Raw genomic sequence first — 25386 nt, forward strand, 5'->3', positions numbered from 1 at the left:
GGGTTAGCTAAAACCTGAAGAGTACCTATTGAGGTACGCAAACACCCGTCGGTTTCGGACTGCGAAGAGATGCACCACCACCAGAATTATACGCTAACAGCGTTACTTGTCCTCGATCGTCCATTACCCAACCTTGAGCGGGCATAATTTCTGTTGACCGAACTTCTATGGATGCTCTTTGGTCTTCTATTTGCTGACTTCCACCTACCGCTGGTTCCACCCAATTAAACTCGTTAGAATTGCTGCTGAGGGCATCGTGAGGACTCGGTGGCAATCCCCCCCGCCCAGTCACAGTAAACTCGTTCTCGGCCCCTTGGATGCAGGGATTTGCAGCAATTAACGCAGCCGGATTGACCACATTTTGTGGCAGTTCCACTAAACCTTGAACGGGATTGACTCCAACAGAACTAAATGTTACCGCCCCTTGCAAAGCCGGGCCACCACTTTGGGAAATAGCCGCGATGTCGCTGCTGGGAAGCAGAGATGTAGGACTTACTTGCAACGCTGCAAATTCGCCGTCACTTAGCCCCAACCTGTTTCTGACTTGTTCGCGGCCGACTGCTGTAAAACCGAAGACATTGGGGACATTGATATTGACGCGGCCGCCGCCTGCTGTGCGGGCGTTGGCTGTAATCTCGCTGTTTTCTTGCGGGAGGGCGACAAGAATGTCGCTGTTGATGTTGATATTGCCGCCGTCTGAACTGCCTGCATCGGTGGTAATTTGGCTGTTGCGGCGCAATTGGATGTCTCGCGCTTGCAGGTTAATATTTGCTCCTGTACCGGATACAGTCGTACCGTCAATCCTCGCTTTGTTGTCAAGAGCGATCGAATTTGCGACAATATTGATATTACCAGCGCGTCCGGTTCCCGTAGCCTGCACTGTTACTGTAGCTCCATCTCTGACAATTAGTCGATCGGCATTCAGATTCAACGAACCCGCATTCGCCGTAGCATCGGGATTAGTACCAAATATCTTGCCTACCGAAGCATCAATTGTACTGACAAACAGACCATTATTTCCGCTGCCACTGACCTCAATGCGATCGGCATTAACAGTAATATTCCCCACATCTCCTACACCCAAAGAACTCGTAGAAACTATTCCCCCATCCCGCACTGTTAGGCTGGGCGTATCAATGCGAATATCCCCACCCCGACTCGAACTCAAAGTTCCAGAAGTCAGCCCACTCGCATTCTGAATTCCGCTGCTCAAAAGTTGAGAAATACCTGAAATTTCTACTGATTCAGTAGCCCTAACTGTTAAATTTCCAGCAGGTCCGCCCTCCCTAGAAAACAAAAACCTCCCAACTAAAACACCCGATCCTACTGTAAACGCAGAACCCCCAGAGAGAGTCAACCGCTTGGTATCAACGTTAATATTCCCCGCCCTTCCGTTAGAGCCGATACTGAGCGTACTAATTCCGCTTGACACAACTGTTGTCGGGCCGCTGTTAGACAATTCTACTGATTCAGCAGCTTTAATGTTGATATTCCCCGACGGGCCGCTGCTGTAGCTCGTCGTACCGAGAATAGAACCGTCGCGCATAATTAATCTGGCGACATCAACACTAATACTTCCTCCCGCACCGCTACTTTCTTTAGCTGTCCCGTTGTTAATTCCAGAACCCACCATCTCAAAAGTATTGGCGCGAATGATTAAATTTCCGCCATTTCCACCGCCAAAAGTGATGCCGCTACCTACTACCCCATTGTTGAAGAGCAGGCGGCCGGTGTCGATCGTAATATTCCCCCCCGAACCAGCACCAGCACTAGCATTAAACAGCATCATTAGCGGGTCAAACGGGTCTGTAGTTCCCGATACCAAATATTTAATTGCAAGCTGTTGATAGCCCTCAACTCCCAGCCCGCTCATTTCTACTGAATCAGCAGCCCGGAAGTTGATATTACCTCCTGCACCATCTCCTAGAGTCAGGGTAGAAAATTGCGTGCCGTTTTCTACTCGCAACTTTTGAGCGCTGATATCGATACCTCTACCATCAATATTTCCCAGTGTCAGCGCATAAATTCGCGCCCCGCTGAGGGTGACATTTCCACCTTTTAACTCTACTCTGCCCCCACCTGTGCCACTGGTGTTAATAAGTGTTCCATCAGATATTTGAATATTGCCGAAGTTCTGAATATTGTCATAATTAACAGTTAAATTTCCTTGCTGAGCAACAGGAGGAGTCAGTGCAAAATTAACTAAACCGGGACTGGCGACGCTACCGAGTAAAATTTGTCCGCCGCTGGCAGTTAAATTGCCACCTTGGAGTTGGATGTCGCCGCCAATCAGTGCTAAAGTTTGACCTGGGTCTACTGCTAAACCAACTCGATCGCTAATCGGAATTGGCACAGCAGAGGCTGGCAGGTTTACCTTTCCTATAGCCGTCGATTGATTGACAATTGCACCGGGATTGTCTCTAAATCTTAAACCAACGGGAATATTAACGGTTAACAGCGGGGATGTTTGCGGGTTGGTGCTGCTGAATTCAAAGCCGTTATTAAACACAATACTGTCAGCCGTTGAACCGATAAAGGAACCTCGCAAATCTAACCGCGCATTCGGTCCGAATATAATTCCTTTGGGGTTAATTAAGAATAAATTGCCGTTGCCTAAAACTCCCAGAGTTCCTAAAATATTTGAAGAGTTTGGGCCCGTAACGCGGGTGAATATGTTGGTGACTCCGCTGGGATTGTCAAAATAAGCTCCCCGCCCTTCACGGATGTTAAATTCGCGCAAGCTGTGAAAGAGGTTAACGCCGCGAGTTGCGCCGCCAGTGATTCTATCTGAGGGTAAATTGTTGATAGTATCGGGAACTGTGCGTGAACTTTCCGCCCCCAGGGTATTATCGGGAATGATTTGGGCGATCGCGGAAGTGGGAAATAGCAACAGTAAAGCAAACTGTAGGCCGTAATGCAAGCGAGGCATAAAAAAACTCTTTTAAAGATAAAAATTTTCGGTGTAAGCTCATCTCGTTTCTCTAAATGTTTTGAATTTGGCTGCTGAGTACAAGTTGCTCGACTGTGATTTCTAGTTCGGGAAAAGTTTTAGAGATAATGCGCTCATTACCTCTAAAACTTTGAACTAAATAGTTACCATTTTCCAAAGAGTAAACGAAAACTGTGGGAATTTTGGGATTTCCTAGATAAGCCCTAGAAGCGATCGCTAAATAGTCCACAATCCAATACTCACAAATGCCGAGCCTTTGATACTCATCTAGCTTATCCACATAGTCGTCTTCCCAGTTAGTTGAGGTAACTTCTACTGCTAATTGGATAGGTTCGGTAAGAGATCCGTAGCCACGTACATTACTGTTCCATACAGATGCCTTAACCACACCAATATCAGGATTTCTGCCTTGTTCTTGTCCTGAAGCTGTTACAGTCCTCAACACTATATCTTTGTCAACGATATAGTCAAGCCCCAAGCGATCGCTTTCTCTGTCGAAAGACTTAACAAGAAATCGTGCCCCATTTTTATGAGCTCTGGTTGCTTCCACTTTGACAATCTCTCCATTTACCAGTTCGTAGATGCCAGATCCCTCTGGGTAGTTTTCGAGAAAGTCTGCAAATGTTAGTTTAGTTTGTGTCTGAACCATAAGACAAGCCCTCTTGTGTTAACTAGGTTAGGATTTATATCGTTTCCGGTTCCCTCATAATTATATATTTGGATCGTATCAGTGCGATCGTCCCCGCTCGCGACCCAAGTAGCGATCGAGACTGCCACTTAATAAAATTTGACCGTCAGCGCTAAAAATAACTGACAACCTTGCCAGATCCACAGCCATAGGCTAAGATTTTGCAAAGGTCGAGAACACAATCTTACCAAGCTTTTTTATGAACTACCGAAACCACATCACGATACTCGCTATCCTTTAGATAGGCTTTAGATAGGAAGAATTAATTAGGGAAACTCAAATGGCAATTAACACTTCTTTAGAGGAACGGCTTGCAGCAGTGGAAGCAGCGATCGCCCCGTTGCAGAAGCAAATTGTGGCTTCTCAACCGACGAACTGGTTGCAACAAATTATAGGGTCTTTCAAAGATGAACCTGCCTTTGAGGAGCTACTTGCCTATGGACGAGCGATTCGCCAAGGAGATGAGTTTCTCCTCGAAGCTCAAGATGAGCTATGAAATATTTACTGGATACAGACCACTATGTGTCGCCGAGCAAGTCAGGAGCAAGCATGAACCGCAAAAGCATCGCAACAAATGTTGCTCGTAAACTTTGGGCACAGTGTGGTGGCTTCTGTCAAAATCCAAATTGCAATAAATACCTCTTCGCTAAAGTCGGGGATGATGTAGTCAGCCTTGCGAATGTAGCTCACATAATCGGTCACGGTAAGAACGGTCCTCGAAGCGAGCACGAACTAGCTGACTATATTGACAAAGATGGTATGGCTAATCTGGTAATGCTTTGCCTGGAGTGCCACAAAGTTGTTGATGAGCTAGAGGATAAATTTCCTGTCGAGCAAATGCAGGAATGGAAGTCATCCCACGAACTGGAGATAAATTCACTCTTTGATTATCCTCAGATTTACAATGAAAGAGAGCTACTTGAACAAGTCAACGACCTTTTGGTTGAGAATAAAGTTATCTTTGAAGAATATGGTCCTTTCTCAAATAAGGCATTGGAGGGGACCTCTGGTGATGCACTGACCCTCTGGCGACGACGCTGCTTAGACACGATTCTTCCGAACAACCAGAGGATAATTGGGTTAATTGAGGCTAATAAGAAAAATTTCCCTTATCCGTGGGAAGTTTATAGGCAAATGATGGGTTACAAACTTCATGCAGATTCCTTTCGAGACAACTGCCTGTTGGAAAAGAAAGTCAACGACTACAAGCTATTTCCCAGAGAATTTGATAACTTTATCAAACAGAGCCTTGGTCTACCTGTAGAAAATAGAGAGAACAGACCCGAAGAAGAGATTGAATTTAGACAGGCGACAGTTTCAGCCTACATCGAAAAGTTCTTGGCAAACCACTCGTTTATTGAGCGAATGGAGAAACTCAATATAGCCATGTTTGATGTTGATCTGAAGGATGAGCGCAGCCTTCGAGTATTTGCGACAAATACTTATTTCTTCACCGAATATACGTTTGAGAAGATCATGGCGATTGATCCAGGGGTTGATGCAATCATTTGCTCTAACCCCTATGGGAGGTATACGTGGGAAGCCAAGGCCCTCTGTATAGACCATAAGATCGGCTTATTCACGCTTAGGACATTTATGGGTGCCATCCGTAAAAATGGTGATGAGTTCCTGGACTATCTACTACAAGAAGACAAATCTAGTCGTCTTAGCTACTTAAAATCTCTGCTTGATAAAGCCTCAGTTCCTGTAGGTTTTCAAGTGTATATATTTGGTTCGTATTTGAGACGAGAAATTTACAAAGATATTGATCTCATTCTGGTCTATCCAGTAGGAGCGGCTGAAGGAGTGCTCTTTTCAATAGTGGAGAGCATCAATCAAGCATTTAAAGAAAAATCATCGCAGCTTGATATAACAGTATGTTCGGAAGCAGAGTATAAAGCTATGAGTTTTGAAAATGACAACCGTACCAAAATTAGATAATTCAATAAGGTGACAAAACAGCCCAACAACCGCAATGCACCGGAACTTTGAAGAATGATGGTTACTGACAAAAATTGTCTGAGTCCGGTGATTACGAACGTTATGAGTGGTACAAACTCTCGCTGAATAGCAATGTTTAATCGTGCGATCGAGGCCGCCACTTAATAAAATTTGACAGTCAGCGCTAAAGATGAAAGTGTTGGGCGAAGCGAAGCATTCGATCGCGCTCAACCCAACCTCCAATTTAAAACGGAAAATAATTAATCCGAAAGTATAGGCCTTTTTCCTGCAAAGTTCGATCGCCCGATCGAGCATTTATCAAAGGAATACCATAGTCTAGACGCACATTCAACCGATCGCCCATCTGCCAAACCAGCCCCAAACCCGCACCCAGCAGTTTATCCGAGTCAGGATTCGGCTTTTCCTCCGAATGGTTCCACCCTACCCCAAAATCGATAAACGGAGCGATTTGCAACAAACCTTGGACTTCCGGGACACGCCAAACCGGGATTCGCACTTCAGCAGACGCGATCGCACCGCTATCAGTTAACAGCAAATCTTGGCGATATCCGCGCACGCTTTGAACGCCACCGATCCCAATTTGTTCTAGGGAAAGCAGAGGGCGATCGGCTAATTGAATATCGGAACGCACTATCAGCAAGGTTTCTGGCGCTAACAGCCGCACGTACTGCGCTTGTCCGCGCCATGCCAAAAAGCGGCTGTCGGGCCCGCTATCGTTCGCAGTAGCGCCGAACAGATTAGTACCGACGGAGAATTGCGATCGCGCCGCGAACACTTGGCTGGAACTCCGCTGCACGTATTCTTGAAAAAAGCGCACAGCCGAAACTCGCGTTTCGCCACGCTCATTTGCTCCCGCCGAAAGCGCAAATCGTTCCCCCGACAGGAATGTATCGCTTTCTTGCCGCGAAAAACTCAGTCCCAAAGCCAAAGTGCGATCGGGCTTTTCGACAATCGGCTGGCGGTAAGTTAACTCGTAAGTCCGCGATTTCCCCTCAATTTCAGCAGCATCAAACGGTTCCTCGATGATATTGGTGCTAGCAGCACTCGCAGCGAACGCAATCGTGCCGTTGCGTGCGTTGACGGGGACGGTGTAGCTGCCGTTGAATTCGTTGCTGCCGTCGGTGTTAGCATAAGATACCTCTAATCCGTCGCCCAAACCGAGCAAATTTGCTTGATTGATGCGAACACCGCGGCGAAAACTGCCGACGCTGGGCGATCGGTTGTTGTCTGCGAACACTTCACCGTTAAAGCTGTTTGCTTCTTTTACCCGCACTTCTAAGCGGCTGTTTTCCGGGCGGCTTCCGGCTTGGAGTTCGGCGGAAATATTGCCAATTAAGGGGTCTAGTTGCAGCAGTTGCAACGCTTCCAGCAGGCGATCGCGATTGAGGGGCCGTCTGGTAGCGCGCTCAAGGCGCGATCGCACGTAATTTGAATTCAAGCGCCTGTTTCCAGTAATCACAATTTCATCTAATCCGCCTTCTACAATCCGAATTTTCACCACACCTCCGTCTCTCGGAAAGGTTTGGTTGGCTGTAATTACAGCGCCGGAATTGATGTATCCTGCCGCTACATATTTTTGAGTGACGGCTGCTTCGGCTGCGATCAGTTCAGCAAAGGTGATTTCGCGCCCCGCAAACTGTTGCGTAACTTCTGCTAGTTCGCGATCGCTAAAAGCCGTGTTGCCCTCAAATTCAAAGCCATCGACCCTAATTGTACCCAGAATGCTTGGTCTAGAATCGCCGGGAACAGGTGTTAGCGGCGTTGGTTGAAGGGGAGACGGCGCAGGCGGTTGCGGTGCTGTTGGTGCAGGTAATTCCGGCTCTCTGGGCAGAATTGGGTTGGGCAGTTGGCTTAATTGCAAAGGTTGAGCGATACCCAAATCGGTTTTTTTTCGGTCAATCTTTTCTTCTAGTTTTTGACCTCGGTTAAAAAGCTCGGTTTCTTGAGTGTTTGTGCTAAATGTGCGATCGGCTGAATTAGCCGCTTCCGGCTCTAAGTCGGGAATTTCCGCAGGTGGGGATAAGGGTAGAGTTGTCGCCAAAGCCGATCGTTCTGATTCAGCCGGTAACTTCGTTTCCTCGTCTTTTACGGGCAAGTCTTCGCGTTTGTCAAAAGTGGTATCGTTGGGGGCTAAAGCTCGATCGCCTCCGCTGCTGACTGCTGCCAAATCCTCAACATTTGAGGTCAAAATTTCAACTGTGCTAGCGGATGTTTTCGCTGGTTTTCCCAGCCAAACTAACCCAAAAATTCCAGCGAGTAAAAATAGTTTTTGTGAGCGACAAGCCATAGGATCTAATTATTATCTCGCTTAAGTGGGGAAAAATATTTTTAGGAAGTGAGCACCTAAGAGTAAAAATCAATCTTAACAGCAAAAAAGGAAACAGCCGTCGCAGCCAACAGTTTCGGCGACGCTACAAACCAAAAGATCGATCGACGACTGTTCATTTCCCAAGACTTACGCACCAACCCGGTTCTTATCAGAAAAAATATCGTGTAAGGCGATCGTAAACGGTAAAAAAAACCAATTTTTTTTTGCAAAACCTACGCTTTCATGCTAATGCAGCAACCAGAATAGCCCTGCACGCCAGGGTAAACCAGAAACCGGGTTGTGTCCGAAAAGACGCGCTACAAATGAGATCTGGCATCATTCTCAATAATCTTTTTATGAACAGGCTTTCCGGCCTGTTCCACAAGAGATAAATTTTCTTGTGGAACGGGCATCTTGCCCGTTCTTGAGAATCGTGCAATGAGATCTGGCACATTCTCAATAATTTTTTTATGAACAGGCTTTCCGGCCTGTTCCACAAGAGATAAATTTTCTTGTGGAACAGGCATCTTGCCCGTTCTTAAGAATAGTGCAAGGTGTGAGTGACAACCCGCAAAGCCACTAAAAAACCCGGTTTCTTTGATTTTGGTGCATCATACCAAATCCGACTTTAATACCCCCTTTATTATTGAGTCAGCGTCTACCCACATCCTGTGCGTAGACGCCGTTTCAACCGCCCTGTGATCAAGAGGATTTGTAACTTTGAATTATGCAGAGCGGCCCGCACCAGTCGCAGCACCAATTTGAGCCCCGTCAGCCAATCCCACCAACTTAGCGCTCAACTCCCACATCCGCTCGCCTTTTTCATCATCGCGGGCCTGGGGAGAAACCTTTTGCACAAAAGACTTACCATCTTTTTTCTGGCGGTTCCCCCAACTCCAATAAGCCCCAGATTGCTTGTATTCTGGATCGGCAACCACCATCGCCAGCCTTTCGCCCGCCAACTCCTGCGACACGTAACCCCCGGTGATATTCTTCTGAAACAGCGGGAACAGCTTCTGGAATAGAGGATAGTGATTGCGGAAAAGCGGCGTATCCGCAACGCATCCCGGATACAGCGAAGTGAAAGTAATCCCCGTAGATTCATGAAAACGGCGGTGCAATTCTCGCATCGTCAGCACATTGCAAACTTTGCTATCTTTGTAAGCCTTGACCGGTTCAAACTTCTTGCCGTCAACCATCGAAATCGGGTCTTTGAAACCCGCTTCAAAACCCTCAAACTTGCCCAAATCCGGGCGCGGCGGAATCTTCCCGCCCAACTCGTCTGGATTGTGAGTCACGGTTCCCAAAATCACGATTCTCGCATCGGAATAATAGGAAGGCTTCATATTTTCCATCATCAGGTTGCACAGCAGGAAATGACCCAGGTGATTGGTAGTCATCGTCAACTCATAACCCTCCGGGCTCCGCAGCGGTTCCTTAATCAAAGGCATATAAATGGCCGCGTTGCACACCAAAGCATCCAGAGGCCTGCCGCTGGCCTTAAATGCCCGAGCAAATCGGCGCACGCTCTCCAAATCGCCCAAGTCAATCTCCATGATTGAGAAACTGCCTTCAGGTATGCCCAACTCTTGGGCGGCGTCTCCAGCTTTCCGCACGTCCCGACAGGCCATGACTACGTGCCATCCCTTGTCTGCGAGAGCTTTCGCGCCGTACAAACCGACGCCGGAGGAAGCGCCGGTGATGATAACCGTTGACTTGTGATTTTGTGCCATCTTGTTAAAAGCGCTTCCGCTATTGATTATTTTCAGGCTCTCAAAAGCTGAGCTAGCAGCTCGGATGTTTTGAAATGTCCTACGCTTATTAGGATATGAGGAAACGTTCTCGATCTCAACTGCCTTTTTGCCCTTGGGCTCGATCGAGTCATTTTCGCTCTCTTTGCGGGAGTTGCCCCTCAAACACCGATCGAACATAAGACTGTCATGAAAAACGTAAATTGGTTGATTGAAAAAGATATTTACGATCGCGAATCAGAATTTTTAGCAGAATTGCAGAAACAAGGATACATTTACCAAGAAACTAAATATCTGACTTTTCGCCCCGAAGCAGCTCATCAATATTTTTCCCCTGATGATTGTGTTTTATTCATGGGAACCCTAAATTTAGGTCGGGATATCTTAAGAACTTCGTGGATTCCGGGAGCTTATATGGACGAAAAGAATCTCCGTTGTTCCAGTTACTACACTTATTTCGGTCAATACTTGTTAAATAATAAATATTTCCTTCTTTCTTTCTTTGGGCGAATTGGTCAGAAGAAAAACCGAAATTCTGGAATACTTCAAATCCGATGGAAATTTGTTTGTGCGACCTGACAGCAATATGAAGTCATTTCGAGCCGGGGTTTTTAACCTGAATATTTTAAATACTATGCAATCTCTTGGAAGCAAATTAAAAAGAGATGAAACTACATTGGTATTAGTCAGTGGTAAGCGAGCAATTACGAAAGAATGGAGATTTTTTGTTTATAAAAATCAAATTATTACTGGTTCTCTGTATTTAGTGGGAGAAGAAAGAGTTGATGAAACAATCAGGGGAGGATATTTAGAAAAGTATCTTAGCGAAGTTTTCAAACAAGTGAGTTGGTATCCAGAATCTGTCTACACGATCGATATCTGCGAGTCAGAGGGAGAGCTTTATGTCTTGGAACTTGGTTCTTTTAGTTGTGCTGGAGAATATGCTTGCGATTTGAGTGCGATCGTCGAATTTGGTGCAAAAGCAGCTTGGGAAGATTACCAAGCAGTCAATCAATTTTAGATTACCCAGAGCCCAGACTTCTTAAAGAAATCTGGGCTCTAACAGCAGGTGTCATCCATGTAATCTGATGCTCAGGAAATAGCTGCCGGTTCCTGATAGCTAGGGAAATCGATATAACCTTCAGGCCCAAAAGAATACCAGACGCTGACTTCAGCAGGCGGATTGAGTGGCCAACCATTAGTAAAACGCTCTACCAAATCGGGATTGCTGATAAAATCTCGACCAAAAGCAATTAAATCCGCAACTTTGCTGCTCAGGGCCGTTTCAGCCTGTTCTTGAGTATATCCGCAGTTTCCGACGAGCGGCCCTGTAAACACATCGCGAAACTCTGCTATCATCATCGGCGTTCCCAATTCATGAAAGCCAAATGCTAGACCGTCCACCAAGTGAAGGTAAGCTAAATCATAGGCATTTAACTGCCCTGCGAAATACAGAAAATCTTCTCGATATTCGGGAGAACCCATGTCATTGAAATTACCGTTGGGAGACAGCCTAACTCCTACTCTGTTGGCCGGAAATACTGTGATAATCGCTTCTACAATTTCCTTAAGAAAACGGTAACGGTTTTCCACTGTACCGCCATAGGAATCAGTGCGGTGATTGGTTTTGGTTTGCAGGAATGTGTCAATGAGATAGCCGTTTGCAGCGTGAATTTCTACACCGTCAAAACCTGCCATTTTTGCCCGTTCGGCCGCCTTGCGATAATCTTCTACAACCAGGGAGATTTCATCGGTTTCTAGACCGCGGGGGGTTTCGTAGGGTTGTTTGCCTAGAGGGGTATGAATGCCTTCTCCGTTTATTTTGATGGCAGAGGCTGCAACTGGCAATTGATTGTTTTCATGAAAACTGCTGTGGGAAGCTCGTCCGCAGTGCCAAAGCTGCATGAAAATCGGCGTTTCGTGGGCATGAACCGCAGTCACAATTTGTTTCCAAGCTTCGCCTTGCTCGTCTGAATAAATACCGGGCGTATTGAGCCAACCCTTAGCTTGAGTAGAAACCACTGTGGCTTCTGTAATGATTAAACCAGCGGAGGCTCGCTGAGTGTAATACTCTGTCATCAAGGCGTTGGGCATCCGCGCTTCACCGGCTCTGGCTCTCGTTAGGGGTGCCATGACTACCCGATTTTTTAAGGGTAAATCTCCGATTTTGAATGAACTTAGTAGGAGTGGAGAAGTTGTTTGAGTCGTCATAATTTTGAGGTTTTCTCAACTGAATAATCTGGGAAATCACATATACCAACCGCTCGTGTTAGGACGCAAGGCGCAAGACATCCAAGGGTTGCCAAAACGTAAGCAATCAAACTCATCAAGCTGTTTACGAATTTGACTTTTTAGCCAAGACTCTTCTTTGTTCAATTTTGTTAAACTCTGGAGAGTAGGGCGGTAAATATAATAGTCTACACCCTGCTGTTTGAATCAATTCCTGAATCCGACCACTTTTATCAAATGTGAGATTCTCCATGAGCACCACCTGTGCTGTGACAAGTGTTGGAAGTAAACTTGTTTCCGGCGAGCGAAGGAGTCAGGAGAAGAATACCCTCTTTCCTCCTGTCTCCTCCTCTGGTGAATACTTCCGAAAGTTTCAATCCCTGATAGGGTTTTAGGTTGTTTTCGGCCTCAAATTGCTAGGCTCGAAAAACTGGAAGCTGCGTTTCAATCCCTGATAGGGTTTTAGGTTGTTTTCGGCTTGAATCCGAAATTTCCCACGAAGTGCCGCACAACGTTTCAATCCCTGATAGGGTTTTAGGTTGTTTTCGGCCTGTTGGGCGGTTTGCTGGTTTCTCCCCCTAAGCCGCACAACGTTTCAATCCCTGATAGGGTTTTAGGTTGTTTTCGGCAGTGACAAAGACATGGGTTACTGGCCCCAAAAGATGTTTCAATCCCTGATAGGGTTTTAGGTTGTTTTCGGCGAGCCTATGCTTTCACGTCGTCGCATTGAGCATCTCAGTTTCAATCCCTGATAGGGTTTTAGGTTGTTTTCGGCCTATTTTGTCTAATTCTATTCTCAGAGCTTCGCGGAGTTGTTTCAATCCCTGATAGGGTTTTAGGTTGTTTTCGGCTAATGTGGCAAAGATAGCGTTAAAAACATATTTGGGTTTCAATCCCTGATAGGGTTTTAGGTTGTTTTCGGCTCAGCAACGATGATTGTTGCTGTGAAAGTAGTTGTTTCAATCCCTGATAGGGTTTTAGGTTGTTTTCGGCGGAAGATTAGGCATGGCAATCAAAAATAGGGGCTGTTTCAATCCCTGATAGGGTTTTAGGTTGTTTTCGGCTATTGCTTCTACCGTGTAGCGTACTGCATCGGTTAGTTTCAATCCCTGATAGGGTTTTAGGTTGTTTTCGGCTGAAGCGAGTTTTTGCGCGATACCGGCTGCGTCTACGTTTCAATCCCTGATAGGGTTTTAGGTTGTTTTCGGCACATTATTTTGTTGGGACAGCCAAATACTCAAATGTTTCAATCCCTGATAGGGTTTTAGGTTGTTTTCGGCCGTAGCTTAATTCTTGAGTTTTCATGGTTCAATTGTTTCAATCCCTGATAGGGTTTTAGGTTGTTTTCGGCGCTCACGACATAGCCGTGCAAGCGTCAATTCATCGTTTCAATCCCTGATAGGGTTTTAGGTTGTTTTCGGCTTTGTAATTCCCTATCTCACAGTCAATCAAATGAGTTTCAATCCCTGATAGGGTTTTAGGTTGTTTTCGGCGCGTATTACATCCCTAGTCAGTGCCGCTAATCTAGCGTTTCAATCCCTGATAGGGTTTTAGGTTGTTTTCGGCAAGTTGTTTTTGCTCAATTGGCAAGTCACGCATAGTGTTTCAATCCCTGATAGGGTTTTAGGTTGTTTTCGGCGGCATCATGTCTAGTGCAGCGCTAGACAATGCTAGTTTCAATCCCTGATAGGGTTTTAGGTTGTTTTCGGCATTAATTGATCGCATTTTAAAGTTTGGTGAGGTAGTTTCAATCCCTGATAGGGTTTTAGGTTGTTTTCGGCTCGGAAGTGCGGATGTAGTAGAGAACATCACGAGCCCGTTTCAATCCCTGATAGGGTTTTAGGTTGTTTTCGGCCATCGATCAATACACCTTATTAATTGAAGAAAAGGTTTCAATCCCTGATAGGGTTTTAGGTTGTTTTCGGCCTTACGCACAGTTAGTTTTTCTTTACGGCTTTTCTCCGTTTCAATCCCTGATAGGGTTTTAGGTTGTTTTCGGCCCCGTTGTTGCTCCTGATAAAGCTTTTAATTCTCTGTTTCAATCCCTGATAGGGTTTTAGGTTGTTTTCGGCATCCGTTGTCTCAAGGTAATTCAGGATTTTAGTGGCGTTTCAATCCCTGATAGGGTTTTAGGTTGTTTTCGGCTAGCATTCTGTTGAAGTTGGCAGACTACCTTTGTTTCGTTTCAATCCCTGATAGGGTTTTAGGTTGTTTTCGGCCTGGCTGCAAAGGCGCACCGTTGCCATCAAATACAATGTTTCAATCCCTGATAGGGTTTTAGGTTGTTTTCGGCGAATCGATTTGTCGATGGTATTCGGCAGCACAAGGTTTCAATCCCTGATAGGGTTTTAGGTTGTTTTCGGCTCTGACGAACACAATACTCCCAAATTCCTGATCGTTTCAATCCCTGATAGGGTTTTAGGTTGTTTTCGGCGGTCGATCGATAATCGCCTTGGGAATTGGAGTTTTTGTTTCAATCCCTGATAGGGTTTTAGGTTGTTTTCGGCACATCCCTAAAAGTTCCTTCTCATCCACATTTAGTTTCAATCCCTGATAGGGTTTTAGGTTGTTTTCGGCCTTTGCGAACTGTACCGCCGCCACTACCTCGAAATTGTTTCAATCCCTGATAGGGTTTTAGGTTGTTTTCGGCCGAAAACTTGCACCAGTTCCCCTGCAACGCGCCATGTTTCAATCCCTGATAGGGTTTTAGGTTGTTTTCGGCGACGATCGCACGAGAGCGAATAATGCAGTAGTGATAGTTTCAATCCCTGATAGGGTTTTAGGTTGTTTTCGGCCGGGAAATGGCAATGGATCGGATTAATATTTTGAGTTTCAATCCCTGATAGGGTTTTAGGTTGTTTTCGGCTGCGAGCCTGACTTCGATCCTTATCACCAGGTGTTTGTTTCAATCCCTGATAGGGTTTTAGGTTGTTTTCGGCCATAAGAGGAAGTGAAGTAAAAGGCCAACTACATTGTTTCAATCCCTGATAGGGTTTTAGGTTGTTTTCGGCCAAAGTCAACAACGTCGATATCGTTCGTGATGAGCACAGTTTCAATCCCTGATAGGGTTTTAGGTTGTTTTCGGCCCAATGGTCGAAATTTATGCGCAATGAATGTGAGGTTTCAATCCCTGATAGGGTTTTAGGTTGTTTTCGGCATAATCCCCACTCCCGTTTCCACTTCTCTTGTAGTTTCAATCCCTGATAGGGTTTTAGGTTGTTTTCGGCGCGACGGCAAAGACGGTGGCAAATTGACGTTCCAGTTTCAATCCCTGATAGGGTTTTAGGTTGTTTTCGGCTCTCAAGATCGACGAGAGCGTTGCAATTAAAAATGGGTTTCAATCCCTGATAGGGTTTTAGGTTGTTTTCGGCTGATTTAGGGTTATTATTGGCGTTAGGGCTACCTTGGGTTTCAATCCCTGATAGGGTTTTAGGTTGTTTTCGGCTTTTAATCGCTTAATTGCATCGGTTCAATCTCGCGGGATAGGTTTCAATCCCTGATAGGGTTTTAGGTTGTTTTCGGCTTTTTGGGGCTGGTGTTGTCTCGGTTTGCCAGTGGTTTCAATCCCTGATAGGGTTTTAGGTTGTTTTCGGCTCAGCAAACACCAGCCACAGGTTATCTGTGCCAGTTTCAATCCCTGATAGGGTTTTAGGTTGTTTTCGGCTGGATAGTAATTTCTTGGGACTGATACTGAGAGAGTTTCAATCCCTGATAGGGTTTTAGGTTGTTTTCGGCGTGCGCCGATCGAGGAAAGCTGGACTTTAGAAAAAGTTTCAATCCCTGATAGGGTTTTAGGTTGTTTTCGGCAAGGTTTGAACTAGGAGATACAAAGCCAAAAATTTGTTTCAATCCCTGATAGGGTTTTAGGTTGTTTTCGGCGCAGAACTCTTGCTCGTGATGGGTGCTCAGTCTGGTTTCAATCCCTGATAGGGTTTTAGGTTGTTTTCGGCTTAACCGCCCCGACAGATGCCAGCGTAATTACACGTTTCAATCCCTGATAGGGTTTTAGGTTGTTTTCGGCATCGAAATAGTCACGGATTACTAGCTTTTCTTCGCGTTTCAATCCCTGATAGGGTTTTAGGTTGTTTTCGGCGTGTCTGATTCCACATATCTTTGTCACACCATGTTTCAATCCCTGATAGGGTTTTAGGTTGTTTTCGGCCTTCTAAATATTAGCAGGAATGTCCACAGGAGAGTTTCAATCCCTGATAGGGTTTTAGGTTGTTTTCGGCGTGACAAAGATATGGGCTACTGGCCGCAAAAAATGTTTCAATCCCTGATAGGGTTTTAGGTTGTTTTCGGCCAGTACGATAGCGAGACTACAGGATTTTAAGTGGTTTCAATCCCTGATAGGGTTTTAGGTTGTTTTCGGCATTCTGTATAAGGTTTGCAGCGCTGTATCAAGGTGTTTCAATCCCTGATAGGGTTTTAGGTTGTTTTCGGCGGATGTGGCAATGGCAAGCCCGATCGCCAATATTTTGTTTCAATCCCTGATAGGGTTTTAGGTTGTTTTCGGCAGGAACCCTACTAAGTCGGTAGCGGGTGAGAGTCGTTTCAATCCCTGATAGGGTTTTAGGTTGTTTTCGGCATATATTGAGGCTTTAGAGCGAGCCTATCGCGTATGTTTCAATCCCTGATAGGGTTTTAGGTTGTTTTCGGCACACGCATCCAGTTAAGGCGAAGCGCCAGCGGAGTTTCAATCCCTGATAGGGTTTTAGGTTGTTTTCGGCTTGCAAGCAAGCAACAACAGAGCGCACCCTCGGCGTTTCAATCCCTGATAGGGTTTTAGGTTGTTTTCGGCTTTTTTAGCCGGGGTAACTGGTGCGACTGCTGCGTTTCAATCCCTGATAGGGTTTTAGGTTGTTTTCGGCTTGTGGTTGCGTTGATTGCAATTTCTGGTATTTTTGGGTTTCAATCCCTGATAGGGTTTTAGGTTGTTTTCGGCCCCGATCGGCTCGTTAGCCAATCGGCTGTATTTCTGTTTCAATCCCTGATAGGGTTTTAGGTTGTTTTCGGCCCGATCGGGACTAACGACTTCATTACCTACGGTGGCGTTTCAATCCCTGATAGGGTTTTAGGTTGTTTTCGGCTCAATTATTATCACCTTGCCCGAATACTATTCAGAGTTTCAATCCCTGATAGGGTTTTAGGTTGTTTTCGGCTTGCCTGGAAATGGTGGCCGGCTGCTTGGAGATTTGTTTCAATCCCTGATAGGGTTTTAGGTTGTTTTCGGCAACTGCTTACCAATTGGTCGAAACGAATCACTCGTTTCAATCCCTGATAGGGTTTTAGGTTGTTTTCGGCATGGATTGCTGGCAGTCGACATTGACGGCCCATGTTTCAATCCCTGATAGGGTTTTAGGTTGTTTTCGGCATTGTTGAAGATTGCGATCGCCTTTGTCATGCCTTGTTTCAATCCCTGATAGGGTTTTAGGTTGTTTTCGGCGTTGCAGGGGGCGAACTAATGGAACTTAGAAGGTTAGGTTTCAATCCCTGATAGGGTTTTAGGTTGTTTTCGGCATTTTTTCTAGGCATGAGCTGTACTACATCGTGTAATGTAGAGTTTCAATCCCTGATAGGGTTTTAGGTTGTTTTCGGCTTGCGATCGACATCCTGTGTCATAATTATTCGGCTCCAGTTTCAATCCCTGATAGGGTTTTAGGTTGTTTTCGGCTTACTGCAACCAGTTTTTACTGCTTCAATCTAAAAGTGCACAGCAGCAGCGTTTCAATCCCTGATAGGGTTTTAGGTTGTTTTCGGCTCACTACCGATTTGTCAATGTTGTGTGTGCCGTCGTGGTTTCAATCCCTGATAGGGTTTTAGGTTGTTTTCGGCTCTGCAATGTCACGCAAGAGGCATCCACGGCAAAGTTTCAATCCCTGATAGGGTTTTAGGTTGTTTTCGGCCTGTACCAGGTTAATTAAGGGGGTTGGATATGAGCGTTTCAATCCCTGATAGGGTTTTAGGTTGTTTTCGGCATGAGTATCACAGCATTCGACTCTTCAGAATTTGTTTCAATCCCTGATAGGGTTTTAGGTTGTTTTCGGCGGTAAATGTGATGTCACTTTTAGCTAATATTCTGGCGTTTCAATCCCTGATAGGGTTTTAGGTTGTTTTCGGCAGATAAACCAAGCTATTAACATACCGACAGCGAGTTTCAATCCCTGATAGGGTTTTAGGTTGTTTTCGGCCGCGACTAAAAGCAGTGCGATGAGTTGGGGGAGATTGTTTCAATCCCTGATAGGGTTTTAGGTTGTTTTCGGCTCTAGCTACACCACAAAAGAGTCTCCGACCTGAGTGTTTCAATCCCTGATAGGGTTTTAGGTTGTTTTCGGCATTGTGCCAGCAGGCGATCGCTCTCACCGTTGTTGATGTTTCAATCCCTGATAGGGTTTTAGGTTGTTTTCGGCCTGATGACAACTAGAACAGATAATTTTCACACTCAAGTTTCAATCCCTGATAGGGTTTTAGGTTGTTTTCGGCTCAGAGCTTTGGCACTCGTACTCAGTAATTTGCCGTTTCAATCCCTGATAGGGTTTTAGGTTGTTTTCGGCAAGCTTAACACCCCCGCCTTTGGTAAAGCGCTTTTGTTTCAATCCCTGATAGGGTTTTAGGTTGTTTTCGGCTTCGGGTTCGACTTGCTCCCACTTTAAGCCGATCGTTTCAATCCCTGATAGGGTTTTAGGTTGTTTTCGGCGAGAAATGACGATAGATCGAATTAATATTTTGAAGTTTCAATCCCTGATAGGGTTTTAGGTTGTTTTCGGCCTTTCGCGCGCTGACTTAGCTCAGGTTGTGGGAGTTTCAATCCCTGATAGGGTTTTAGGTTGTTTTCGGCACAAATGGTTCGACCTTAAAGGCAAATTTAATCGGTTTCAATCCCTGATAGGGTTTTAGGTTGTTTTCGGCACAAAGCGCCTTCTGGCACAGGTTGCGGGGGTTGTTTCAATCCCTGATAGGGTTTTAGGTTGTTTTCGGCGGAAGCGATCGGCGCTGTTCACCCAGCAGCGAGGTGTTTCAATCCCTGATAGGGTTTTAGGTTGTTTTCGGCTCCGAGGCTCGGTTTGGGCAATTTGTTTTTGATGTTTCAATCCCTGATAGGGTTTTAGGTTGTTTTCGGCTTCGGCGAAGGAAATGAGCGACAGATAGACCTCGTTTCAATCCCTGATAGGGTTTTAGGTTGTTTTCGGCCATAAAATGCAAAGTTTAATTCGTTGAAGTATTTTTCGTTTCAATCCCTGATAGGGTTTTAGGTTGTTTTCGGCATGACTACGAACTGGTAGGAAACAATGCCTCGCTCACGGTTTCAATCCCTGATAGGGTTTTAGGTTGTTTTCGGCATGATGAATGATTGTGGATGGGGCAGCACAGGAATTGATTCGTCGAGTTTCAATCCCTGATAGGGTTTTAGGTTGTTTTCGGCACGGCAAAAGCGCCCGTCAACTCGTTCTGAGTGAGTTTCAATCCCTGATAGGGTTTTAGGTTGTTTTCGGCCCTCTAAAAAATAATCTAAAGCATTCGCAGCGGTAGTTTCAATCCCTGATAGGGTTTTAGGTTGTTTTCGGCCTTCGGAAATTGCCGCTATGCTGCGAGCTTCTGTTTCAATCCCTGATAGGGTTTTAGGTTGTTTTCGGCTGCCGGGGTCTGGGAGGCTTGAAATATAAGGTTTTCAAGGTTCAGTTGCGTCTGACTGCAATCAATATACCGTTTCAGCGATCGCTCTGTCAAGGGGGTAAAATTCAAATAGACCTCAAACTCTCTTCCCGTAAAGCTTTCAGCATTTGCGTCTGAGCCTCATGAGGTACAAACCACCGCAAACCCAGTCCTAGTAAAGCTCTCAGCCCTTAAAATTCACCCCCTCCGTTCAACACCTACAGCCAGACGCAAAATCAAACCATAAAAATCGTAGTATCCAGCGGTGCCCGGCCGCCAATCCGCTCGATCTTGCCCTGACAGCAAGCGCACAAATAGTGAAACAGGATGCTATCTTCTTCTGACTTAATCACCTTACTCAAACGTTGGCGCATCCGGGCATACTGAGTATCCGTCACCTCGCAATGAAACACCGAATACTGCTTCCATTCCCCATAAGACTTGAGAATGTTGTGAATCTTAGTGCGGCGCTTGTCCTCAGATATATCGTAGCAAACCAAAACAAACATAACTCGATCGCCTCCCTATTTAAGAATCAAAGGCGGATACTTATCAACTTCACCCATCAAATACTTAGCCATCAACCGCCCTTGAATTTCAAAAGCTTCTTGATAAGTACACAACTTTCCCATCACTGGATGCTTGAACTTTGACTGTTTCTTTTGTTCGTAAAGTCGCAAAAAATTGTGCAGCGCTTCTTTTGTCAAAGAAACCGCCCCGCTCAACGGTTCTGCTGTAAAATCATTAGGCGAAACTTTCTGCAAATTAATCGCCGTCAACACTACAGCATCAACTACCAAAGGCCGAAATTCTTCCATCAAATCCAGCGCTAAGGAAGGACGGCCATAGCGCTCAAAATGCAAATATCCCAAATACGGATCAAACCCCACAATATTCACCGCACTTTGAACATCGTGCCGCAGCAGAGAATATCCCAAACTTAACAGAGAATTTACCGCGTCAGTAGGCGGACGGCGGCGGCGAACTTCAAAGCTAAAATCCGGCACCCGAATCAGTTGATTGAAGCAGCCAAAATAAGTCGCACTACCCGCCCCCTCCAATCCTCGCAGAGAATTAATACTGGAAGTTTTGTCAATAGACGCAATTACTTGTTTCAATTGGGCGATCGGCTTTTCAAATTCCTGGGGAGAATATTTTCGCTGACATTCTAACAAAGTATTGCGGTAATTCTTGAGTTTTCCCCGTACAAATCCCCTAACTAAATGCACGGCTTGTTCCGATTCCCCAGCCGCTTGCCACTGAGCTTTTCGCACAAAAATATTTTTCGTCATTTCCGGTTCCAACCTCCCCAAATAACGTCCGTTTACAGTCAAAAAACTTAAAGGAATGTGACGTTCCAACAGTTCCACAACAACAGCCGGCGAAACTGTAGCCCGTCCCAATGCAACAACACCATCAATCTTAATTAATGGCACGTCCAAGAGATTTTTTTTATCAGCTTTAACGGTCAGACGTTCATCCACTTTGCCAATAAAAGCATCTTCTTGAGTAATGTAAACTGTTCCCATTGTGAAATCTCCTATTTGCAGGTTAACTTGCTTCTTGATAGCGGTTGACTTTGGCCGCAGCTTGGGGCAGACATTGGGGAAAAAGACTGCATCCCGTACACCGAGCGCTGTAAACTGGTAAAGGGATATTTCCCGATCGCCAAAGAGCACCGACTTTTTCAATAGTTGCGATCGCATCCTGTCTCAAACCCTCAGAAATCTCGACTAATTGCCGCTGATGCGACTGCGCGTAATACACATATCCAGTCGCAATAGTTTTCCCCGTCATCTCCTCCAAACAAAGCGCTTGAGCGCAAACTTGCAACTCATCATTATCCCATTCCCCCTTCCGTCCCCGCTTATATTCCACGGGATAAATCTCACCCTCAGCCGACTCAATCAAATCCGATTTACCAATCAGTTTATACTTCTCAGACTTCAGCCAAATCGCCCGAACCTGCCAAGTTTCATCGCGGTTAATTTCGCCCATCGTATGAACGCGATCGTGCAAACTTGTCCCTTCAATGGTATACTGATTATCCGTGAATTCTCCAGCGCAAGACATTCGCCAACAGCGGTGAGGACAGTAAGAATACTGGTTGAGAGTTGCGATCGAAATGTAATCATAATCGTTCATAATTGTGATGGTTTGTAGGAGATTAGTAATTGGGAATTAGTTATCCGCCAGTCCACCAGGGGTTTCAACCCCTGCCGGACTATGGGTTTTACGTTAAGTTTCAAGAACTTTTTTTAACAACTATTCGCCTAGTCATTCCCATCCCCATCGGAGTTTTCCTCCCCACCCCGCAGTAAACAGCAAAATCAGCCAAAGCATTAATTTGCTTAATCACTAAAGGCTCCACATCTCCCAAAATCCGATAACTAACCTCTCCAACCATGCCGACAAAATCGCTTTGATAGTTAGTCAACTTTTCACTTCGGATATTGACAAATGTCGAAAAAAGTGCATCGAAGGAAAGATCCGGAATGGCGATCGGGCTATACTTATTCCACCGACTGAGGAGACTATTAAAAACGCAGTCTCTAGTAGGAATCACCGAATCAAATTTTCCCTGTCGAAAGGTAGTAGGAGTCGCAAAACTGAAAGCAATTAAGCGGTTAGTTTCCGAAGCTTGTTCGTAAAGTTGAGAGTAAGTGCAAGCATTAGCCCAAGGTTGATCTAACTGAGGAGTGCCTAAGATTTTTGCAATCAGCAAATCCGCAGGGCCCAAATGCCAAGGCTTCGAGGGATTGAGATTCAGCCAAAGGTTAGTTAACTTGCCAAATAAAGAGTCATCCAGCAGAGTAATCCGCCACCAACAGAGGGTGTGTTCTGGAATCGGTTCTGTGTGTTCCCATTGCAGGAAATGGTGTTTTTTGAAAGGGCATTTTTTAGTTTGCAAAGGGCTGAGGGTGAAGGATTTTTGGGCGGTGGCTTCGTGGAGGTAATCGCCGAGTTTTTTGTCAACGGAACTCACGAGGGTGAGGAAGAGAGCGTGCAGGTGTCTTCCGGTGAGGTATCCGGGGGGAATTGGGGCCAGGGGAAGGATGTTTAGGACGAGGCTGTGTGGCATATTGGTTAATGGTTGGTGATTGTTGATTAGGGTGCGATCGCTGTTAACTCGTCTCCTCTAATGCCTTGGTGTAGGTAATAATTACTGATTTTTTCTGAGCCGTGTTGCCATACTGATATAATAATTTTTCCTCAAACCCATTTGTTCTCATCTTGATAAAAACTCCCGGCAGTTCTACAAAACCTAGTTCTGGGTTATAGGAATATTCTGGATTGCCATCTAGCATGGATGCACCATCATTACTTCGATTTATTTTGATGATAATATCTTTTTGATAGGCAAAGCCCCAGCGTAAGTCTCCCAGTTTCCATCGTGTATTTTCTTGGTCATAATAGCGTTCATAAACATGAGTATTGGCATACTGATTGATATTGTCTTTTTTGATGGTTAAACGATCAATGGGCACTGTCACTTGAGGCATATTTTCAATTTTGTCGCCGTGAGTTCCATCGTCATAAACTAATGTTGCGGATGGTGTCCAACTCCGAGTAACGACTAACCCTTTTTCGTGAGCGGGTTGACAAGTTAAGTCAGCACTATAAACATAGTCATGGAGCATGGAGAATAGTTCGACTACTCGGTAGTCATCAACGTAGTGCGATCGCGAAATACATTTAGCGATTTTCTGAGTTTCAAATTGAGTTAGCTGTTGCAGAGTATCTTGATAAGTTAGCCATCCAGACTCATCCAGCATATTAGCAAATTCTTGGATAGCATTCCCCACCAAAATCACCTTAGCATCAGAAATATTACCTCGACGGTTGCAGCGTCCCGCTCTTTGAATCAGGTTTTCCGGCGGGCAAATTTCCGAAATTAAGACCTCACTATTCAAATCGCAACCAACCTCGATCGCACTGGTAGTTATCAAAATATAAGGTCGCTCGTCGTCATCTCTACTTTTCAATTGTCGGTATAGTTCGGGTCTAAGATGGTGGTCAATCCTGCCGTGATACAAGAACAATAATTGTCCCCAATCGTCGGTGCTAGAAATTAACTCCGATTGAACTTGCTGGTAAATGACTGCTGCATCTTTGACCGTTTCAACAACAGCAATTATCCTGCGATTAATTTTAGCTTTCCATTCTTTGAGAACAAGTTGAGCAATTTGCTCCGGGAAAATCTGAGGATTATGTACATTTCTTTTAATGTTGCTGAGCCATTCAAAGCTTCTTTCTTCTGGATAAGATTGCTTTAATGTTCGCTGCTGAAATTGGCGGAGTGCTTCAGCGTTACTAGGATTATCAATGAAATCAATTACATCCAAGTAATCGAAGCGGTCTATATATTCTGGTGGCATGGTAGCTGTCATCAGAATGAGCGATCGCCCAGCTTCATAAAGTGACTTTACTAAACTTTGAAAATTTGTAAATGCTATCTCATCGTAACTGTGAGCCTCATCAAAACAGATGAGAGTTTTTTCATCGCCAGTTTTGTCCCGGTGAATTCTCAAGGGAAATACAAAAGACTTTTGCTGGTCTCCAAAGGCGAAATAACGGTAGAGAAATTTGTCCAATGTCGTTAAAATGACATCTGCCTTGTAAAGATGCCGTCTGGGGTTGTAAGTCCTCGGTTTAGGTTCCTCTTTTCCATTGCGATAAACCCAGCGTTGCATTTGAGAGCCAGTATCGATGACTAAAGAGATTTCACGGTCTGGATTCAGCTCAGAAAAACGTTTTAAATACTTTTCAATTCGCTGTTTTTGGTCTTCTATTAAACTCCTAGCAGGTAGTGGCAAAATTAAACGACTATTTTTTGATAATGCCGGAAATAAAATCGCTTCAAACTTTCCCGAACCAGTAGCCGATTTGAGCAAAAAAGCGGGATTTTCTGCCTGTTCAATTACCTCAAAAATCATTTTTTGCATGGGGTTAGGTGCAAATCCAGCTAACTGCTGATACCAAAACTCACAATCTCGGTTTTGAAACTGCTTGTTTGACACATAAGGTTTGAGGGTCACTTTTCGAGGTTCTGCTTTTTCTGGCTGACCTTGCTGCTTTTGCCACCATTGTTTAGCAATTGCGTCTAACTTTTTCCCTAAGTCAATATCTCGATTTTCTGTGCGACATTTTTTCAACTCAGCCTTGTCATCCTCAGAAAGACAAAACAACCAATAGTCAAAAGTTAATTCAATTTGGTCTGGCGAGAAAATCCAAGGGTCAACTCGATAAACATTTTGCTCGGAATCATCCTTAGCAATGGTATAATCCATGAAAGTGCGCGACTCGGCTTGCTCGTCATCTCCAATTACCCGACAAGCTAACTCAGCTTCTATTTGATCGCACATTTCTAAAATGTAAAGTTCTCGTGCATAAGCTAAAGGTTCTTTGGCGAGATTTTTTACATACTCTGGATGTTTCTTTAATTCATAAGTATCACGACAGATATCTTTAACCGAAAAATCGTGGTGTCCTTTCGCCAAAGACTCAGCCCACGCATCTTTGCTTTCTGCTAAATACCGATGTCCTCTGAAAGAGTAAATATATTTTTGGAAAATGCCTTTGCTGGTAGTTTCAACTCGCAGATCAAACTTTTGTGGTTTGCCTTTGTCGTGAATTTTGGCTGCTTCCTTAACCCGTTCAAAGGATGAGGAACAAGGAAAGTCATCTCGATCCCAGTATTCAACTAACTTGATGACATTCCCCACATGATTGCCCAGAGGCTGAAAACGGATTTCATTAGGAATTGCGGGCTCTGGATTGGGGTCACTAGGAAAAAAGACACGACCAAAATTATAGGGACGCTGACGTTCTGACTTAGCCATAA

General features: G+C 45.0%; 16 protein-coding genes and 1 CRISPR repeat array. Of the genes, 4 read left to right on the forward strand and 12 right to left on the reverse strand.

The genetic code is table 11. The features are described from left to right. Nucleotides 1-25: 25 nt before the first annotated feature. A complete protein-coding gene (locus QUA74_RS11955; RefSeq protein ID WP_333328622.1) occupies nt 26-2929 on the reverse strand; it encodes a two-partner secretion domain-containing protein in 2904 nt (967 codons plus the stop codon). Between the two features lie 52 nt (nt 2930-2981). After that, nucleotides 2982-3599: a Uma2 family endonuclease gene (locus tag QUA74_RS11960; RefSeq protein ID WP_333328625.1), complete on the reverse strand. Its 618-nt coding sequence runs from the start codon at nt 3597-3599 to the stop codon at nt 2982-2984. 319 nt (nt 3600-3918) lie between these two features. Between QUA74_RS11960 and QUA74_RS11965 the strand changes: the two genes are divergently transcribed. Beyond that, nucleotides 3919-4134: a hypothetical protein gene (locus QUA74_RS11965; protein WP_333328628.1), complete on the forward strand. Its 216-nt coding sequence runs from the start codon at nt 3919-3921 to the stop codon at nt 4132-4134. Continuing rightward, a complete protein-coding gene (locus QUA74_RS11970) occupies nt 4131-5579 on the forward strand; it encodes a hypothetical protein (RefSeq protein ID WP_333328630.1) in 1449 nt (482 codons plus the stop codon). The genes QUA74_RS11965 and QUA74_RS11970 overlap by 4 nt, the downstream gene beginning before the upstream one ends. A 244-nt stretch (nt 5580-5823) precedes the next feature. On the opposite strand, the gene QUA74_RS11975 is transcribed toward QUA74_RS11970, so the two are convergent. The 3 genes from QUA74_RS11975 to QUA74_RS11985 all read right to left on the reverse strand — a co-directional run bounded on the left by QUA74_RS11975 (nt 5824) and on the right by QUA74_RS11985 (nt 9641). Further along, nucleotides 5824-7887, reverse strand: a complete 2064-nt coding sequence (locus tag QUA74_RS11975; protein WP_333328633.1) for a ShlB/FhaC/HecB family hemolysin secretion/activation protein — start codon at nt 7885-7887, stop codon at nt 5824-5826. 338 nt (nt 7888-8225) lie between these two features. Continuing rightward, the gene (locus QUA74_RS11980) at nt 8226-8435 is read right to left on the reverse strand and encodes a hypothetical protein (protein ID WP_333328636.1); all 210 of its coding nucleotides are present in this window, start codon (nt 8433-8435) and stop codon (nt 8226-8228) included. A gap of 198 nt (nt 8436-8633) precedes the next feature. Then, the gene (locus QUA74_RS11985) at nt 8634-9641 is read right to left on the reverse strand and encodes a protochlorophyllide reductase (RefSeq protein WP_333328638.1); all 1008 of its coding nucleotides are present in this window, start codon (nt 9639-9641) and stop codon (nt 8634-8636) included. 207 nt (nt 9642-9848) lie between these two features. On the opposite strand from QUA74_RS11985, the gene QUA74_RS11990 reads away from it, so the two are divergent. Together QUA74_RS11990 and QUA74_RS11995 are read left to right on the forward strand one after the other, a co-directional pair. Then, nucleotides 9849-10238, forward strand: coding sequence for a hypothetical protein (locus QUA74_RS11990; RefSeq protein WP_333328641.1), 390 nt, complete (start codon nt 9849-9851; stop codon nt 10236-10238). 7 nt (nt 10239-10245) lie between these two features. Beyond that, nucleotides 10246-10680 (forward strand): ATP-grasp domain-containing protein, encoded by a 435-nt coding sequence (locus QUA74_RS11995; RefSeq protein ID WP_333328644.1) that lies wholly within the window; start codon nt 10246-10248, stop codon nt 10678-10680. 71 nt (nt 10681-10751) lie between these two features. Here QUA74_RS11995 and QUA74_RS12000 read toward each other — a convergent pair whose 3' ends face one another. The 7 genes from QUA74_RS12000 to cas3 form a co-directional block, all read right to left on the reverse strand. Further along, nucleotides 10752-11870: an alkene reductase gene (locus tag QUA74_RS12000; RefSeq protein WP_333328647.1), complete on the reverse strand. Its 1119-nt coding sequence runs from the start codon at nt 11868-11870 to the stop codon at nt 10752-10754. 124 nt (nt 11871-11994) lie between these two features. Continuing rightward, on the reverse strand, nt 11995-12150 hold the full coding sequence (locus QUA74_RS12005; RefSeq protein ID WP_445302143.1) for a transposase: 156 nt from the start codon (nt 12148-12150) through the stop codon (nt 11995-11997). A gap of 108 nt (nt 12151-12258) precedes the next feature. Then, a CRISPR array of direct repeats spans nt 12259-19523; the repeat unit is 37 nt; unit sequence GTTTCAATCCCTGATAGGGTTTTAGGTTGTTTTCGGC. 254 nt (nt 19524-19777) lie between these two features. Continuing rightward, complete coding sequence (gene cas2, locus QUA74_RS12010; protein ID WP_333328652.1) at nt 19778-20050, reverse strand: CRISPR-associated endonuclease Cas2; 273 nt, start codon at nt 20048-20050, stop codon at nt 19778-19780. Nucleotides 20051-20065: 15 nt separating this feature from the next. Further along, nucleotides 20066-21070, reverse strand: a complete 1005-nt coding sequence (gene cas1d / locus QUA74_RS12015; RefSeq protein WP_333328655.1) for a type I-D CRISPR-associated endonuclease Cas1d — start codon at nt 21068-21070, stop codon at nt 20066-20068. 22 nt (nt 21071-21092) lie between these two features. After that, complete coding sequence (gene cas4, locus QUA74_RS12020) at nt 21093-21686, reverse strand: CRISPR-associated protein Cas4 (RefSeq protein ID WP_333328658.1); 594 nt, start codon at nt 21684-21686, stop codon at nt 21093-21095. Nucleotides 21687-21786: 100 nt separating this feature from the next. Next, complete coding sequence (cas6, locus tag QUA74_RS12025) at nt 21787-22623, reverse strand: CRISPR-associated endoribonuclease Cas6 (protein ID WP_333328661.1); 837 nt, start codon at nt 22621-22623, stop codon at nt 21787-21789. Between the two features lie 43 nt (nt 22624-22666). Then, entirely contained in the window at nt 22667-25384 is a 2718-nt protein-coding gene (gene cas3, locus QUA74_RS12030; RefSeq protein ID WP_333328665.1) for a CRISPR-associated helicase Cas3', read from the reverse strand. Nucleotides 25385-25386 lie beyond the last annotated feature (2 nt).

Origin of the sequence: Microcoleus sp. LAD1_D3, assembly GCF_036702135.1 — a bacterium.
Lineage (GTDB): Bacteria > Cyanobacteriota > Cyanobacteriia > Cyanobacteriales > Microcoleaceae > Microcoleus.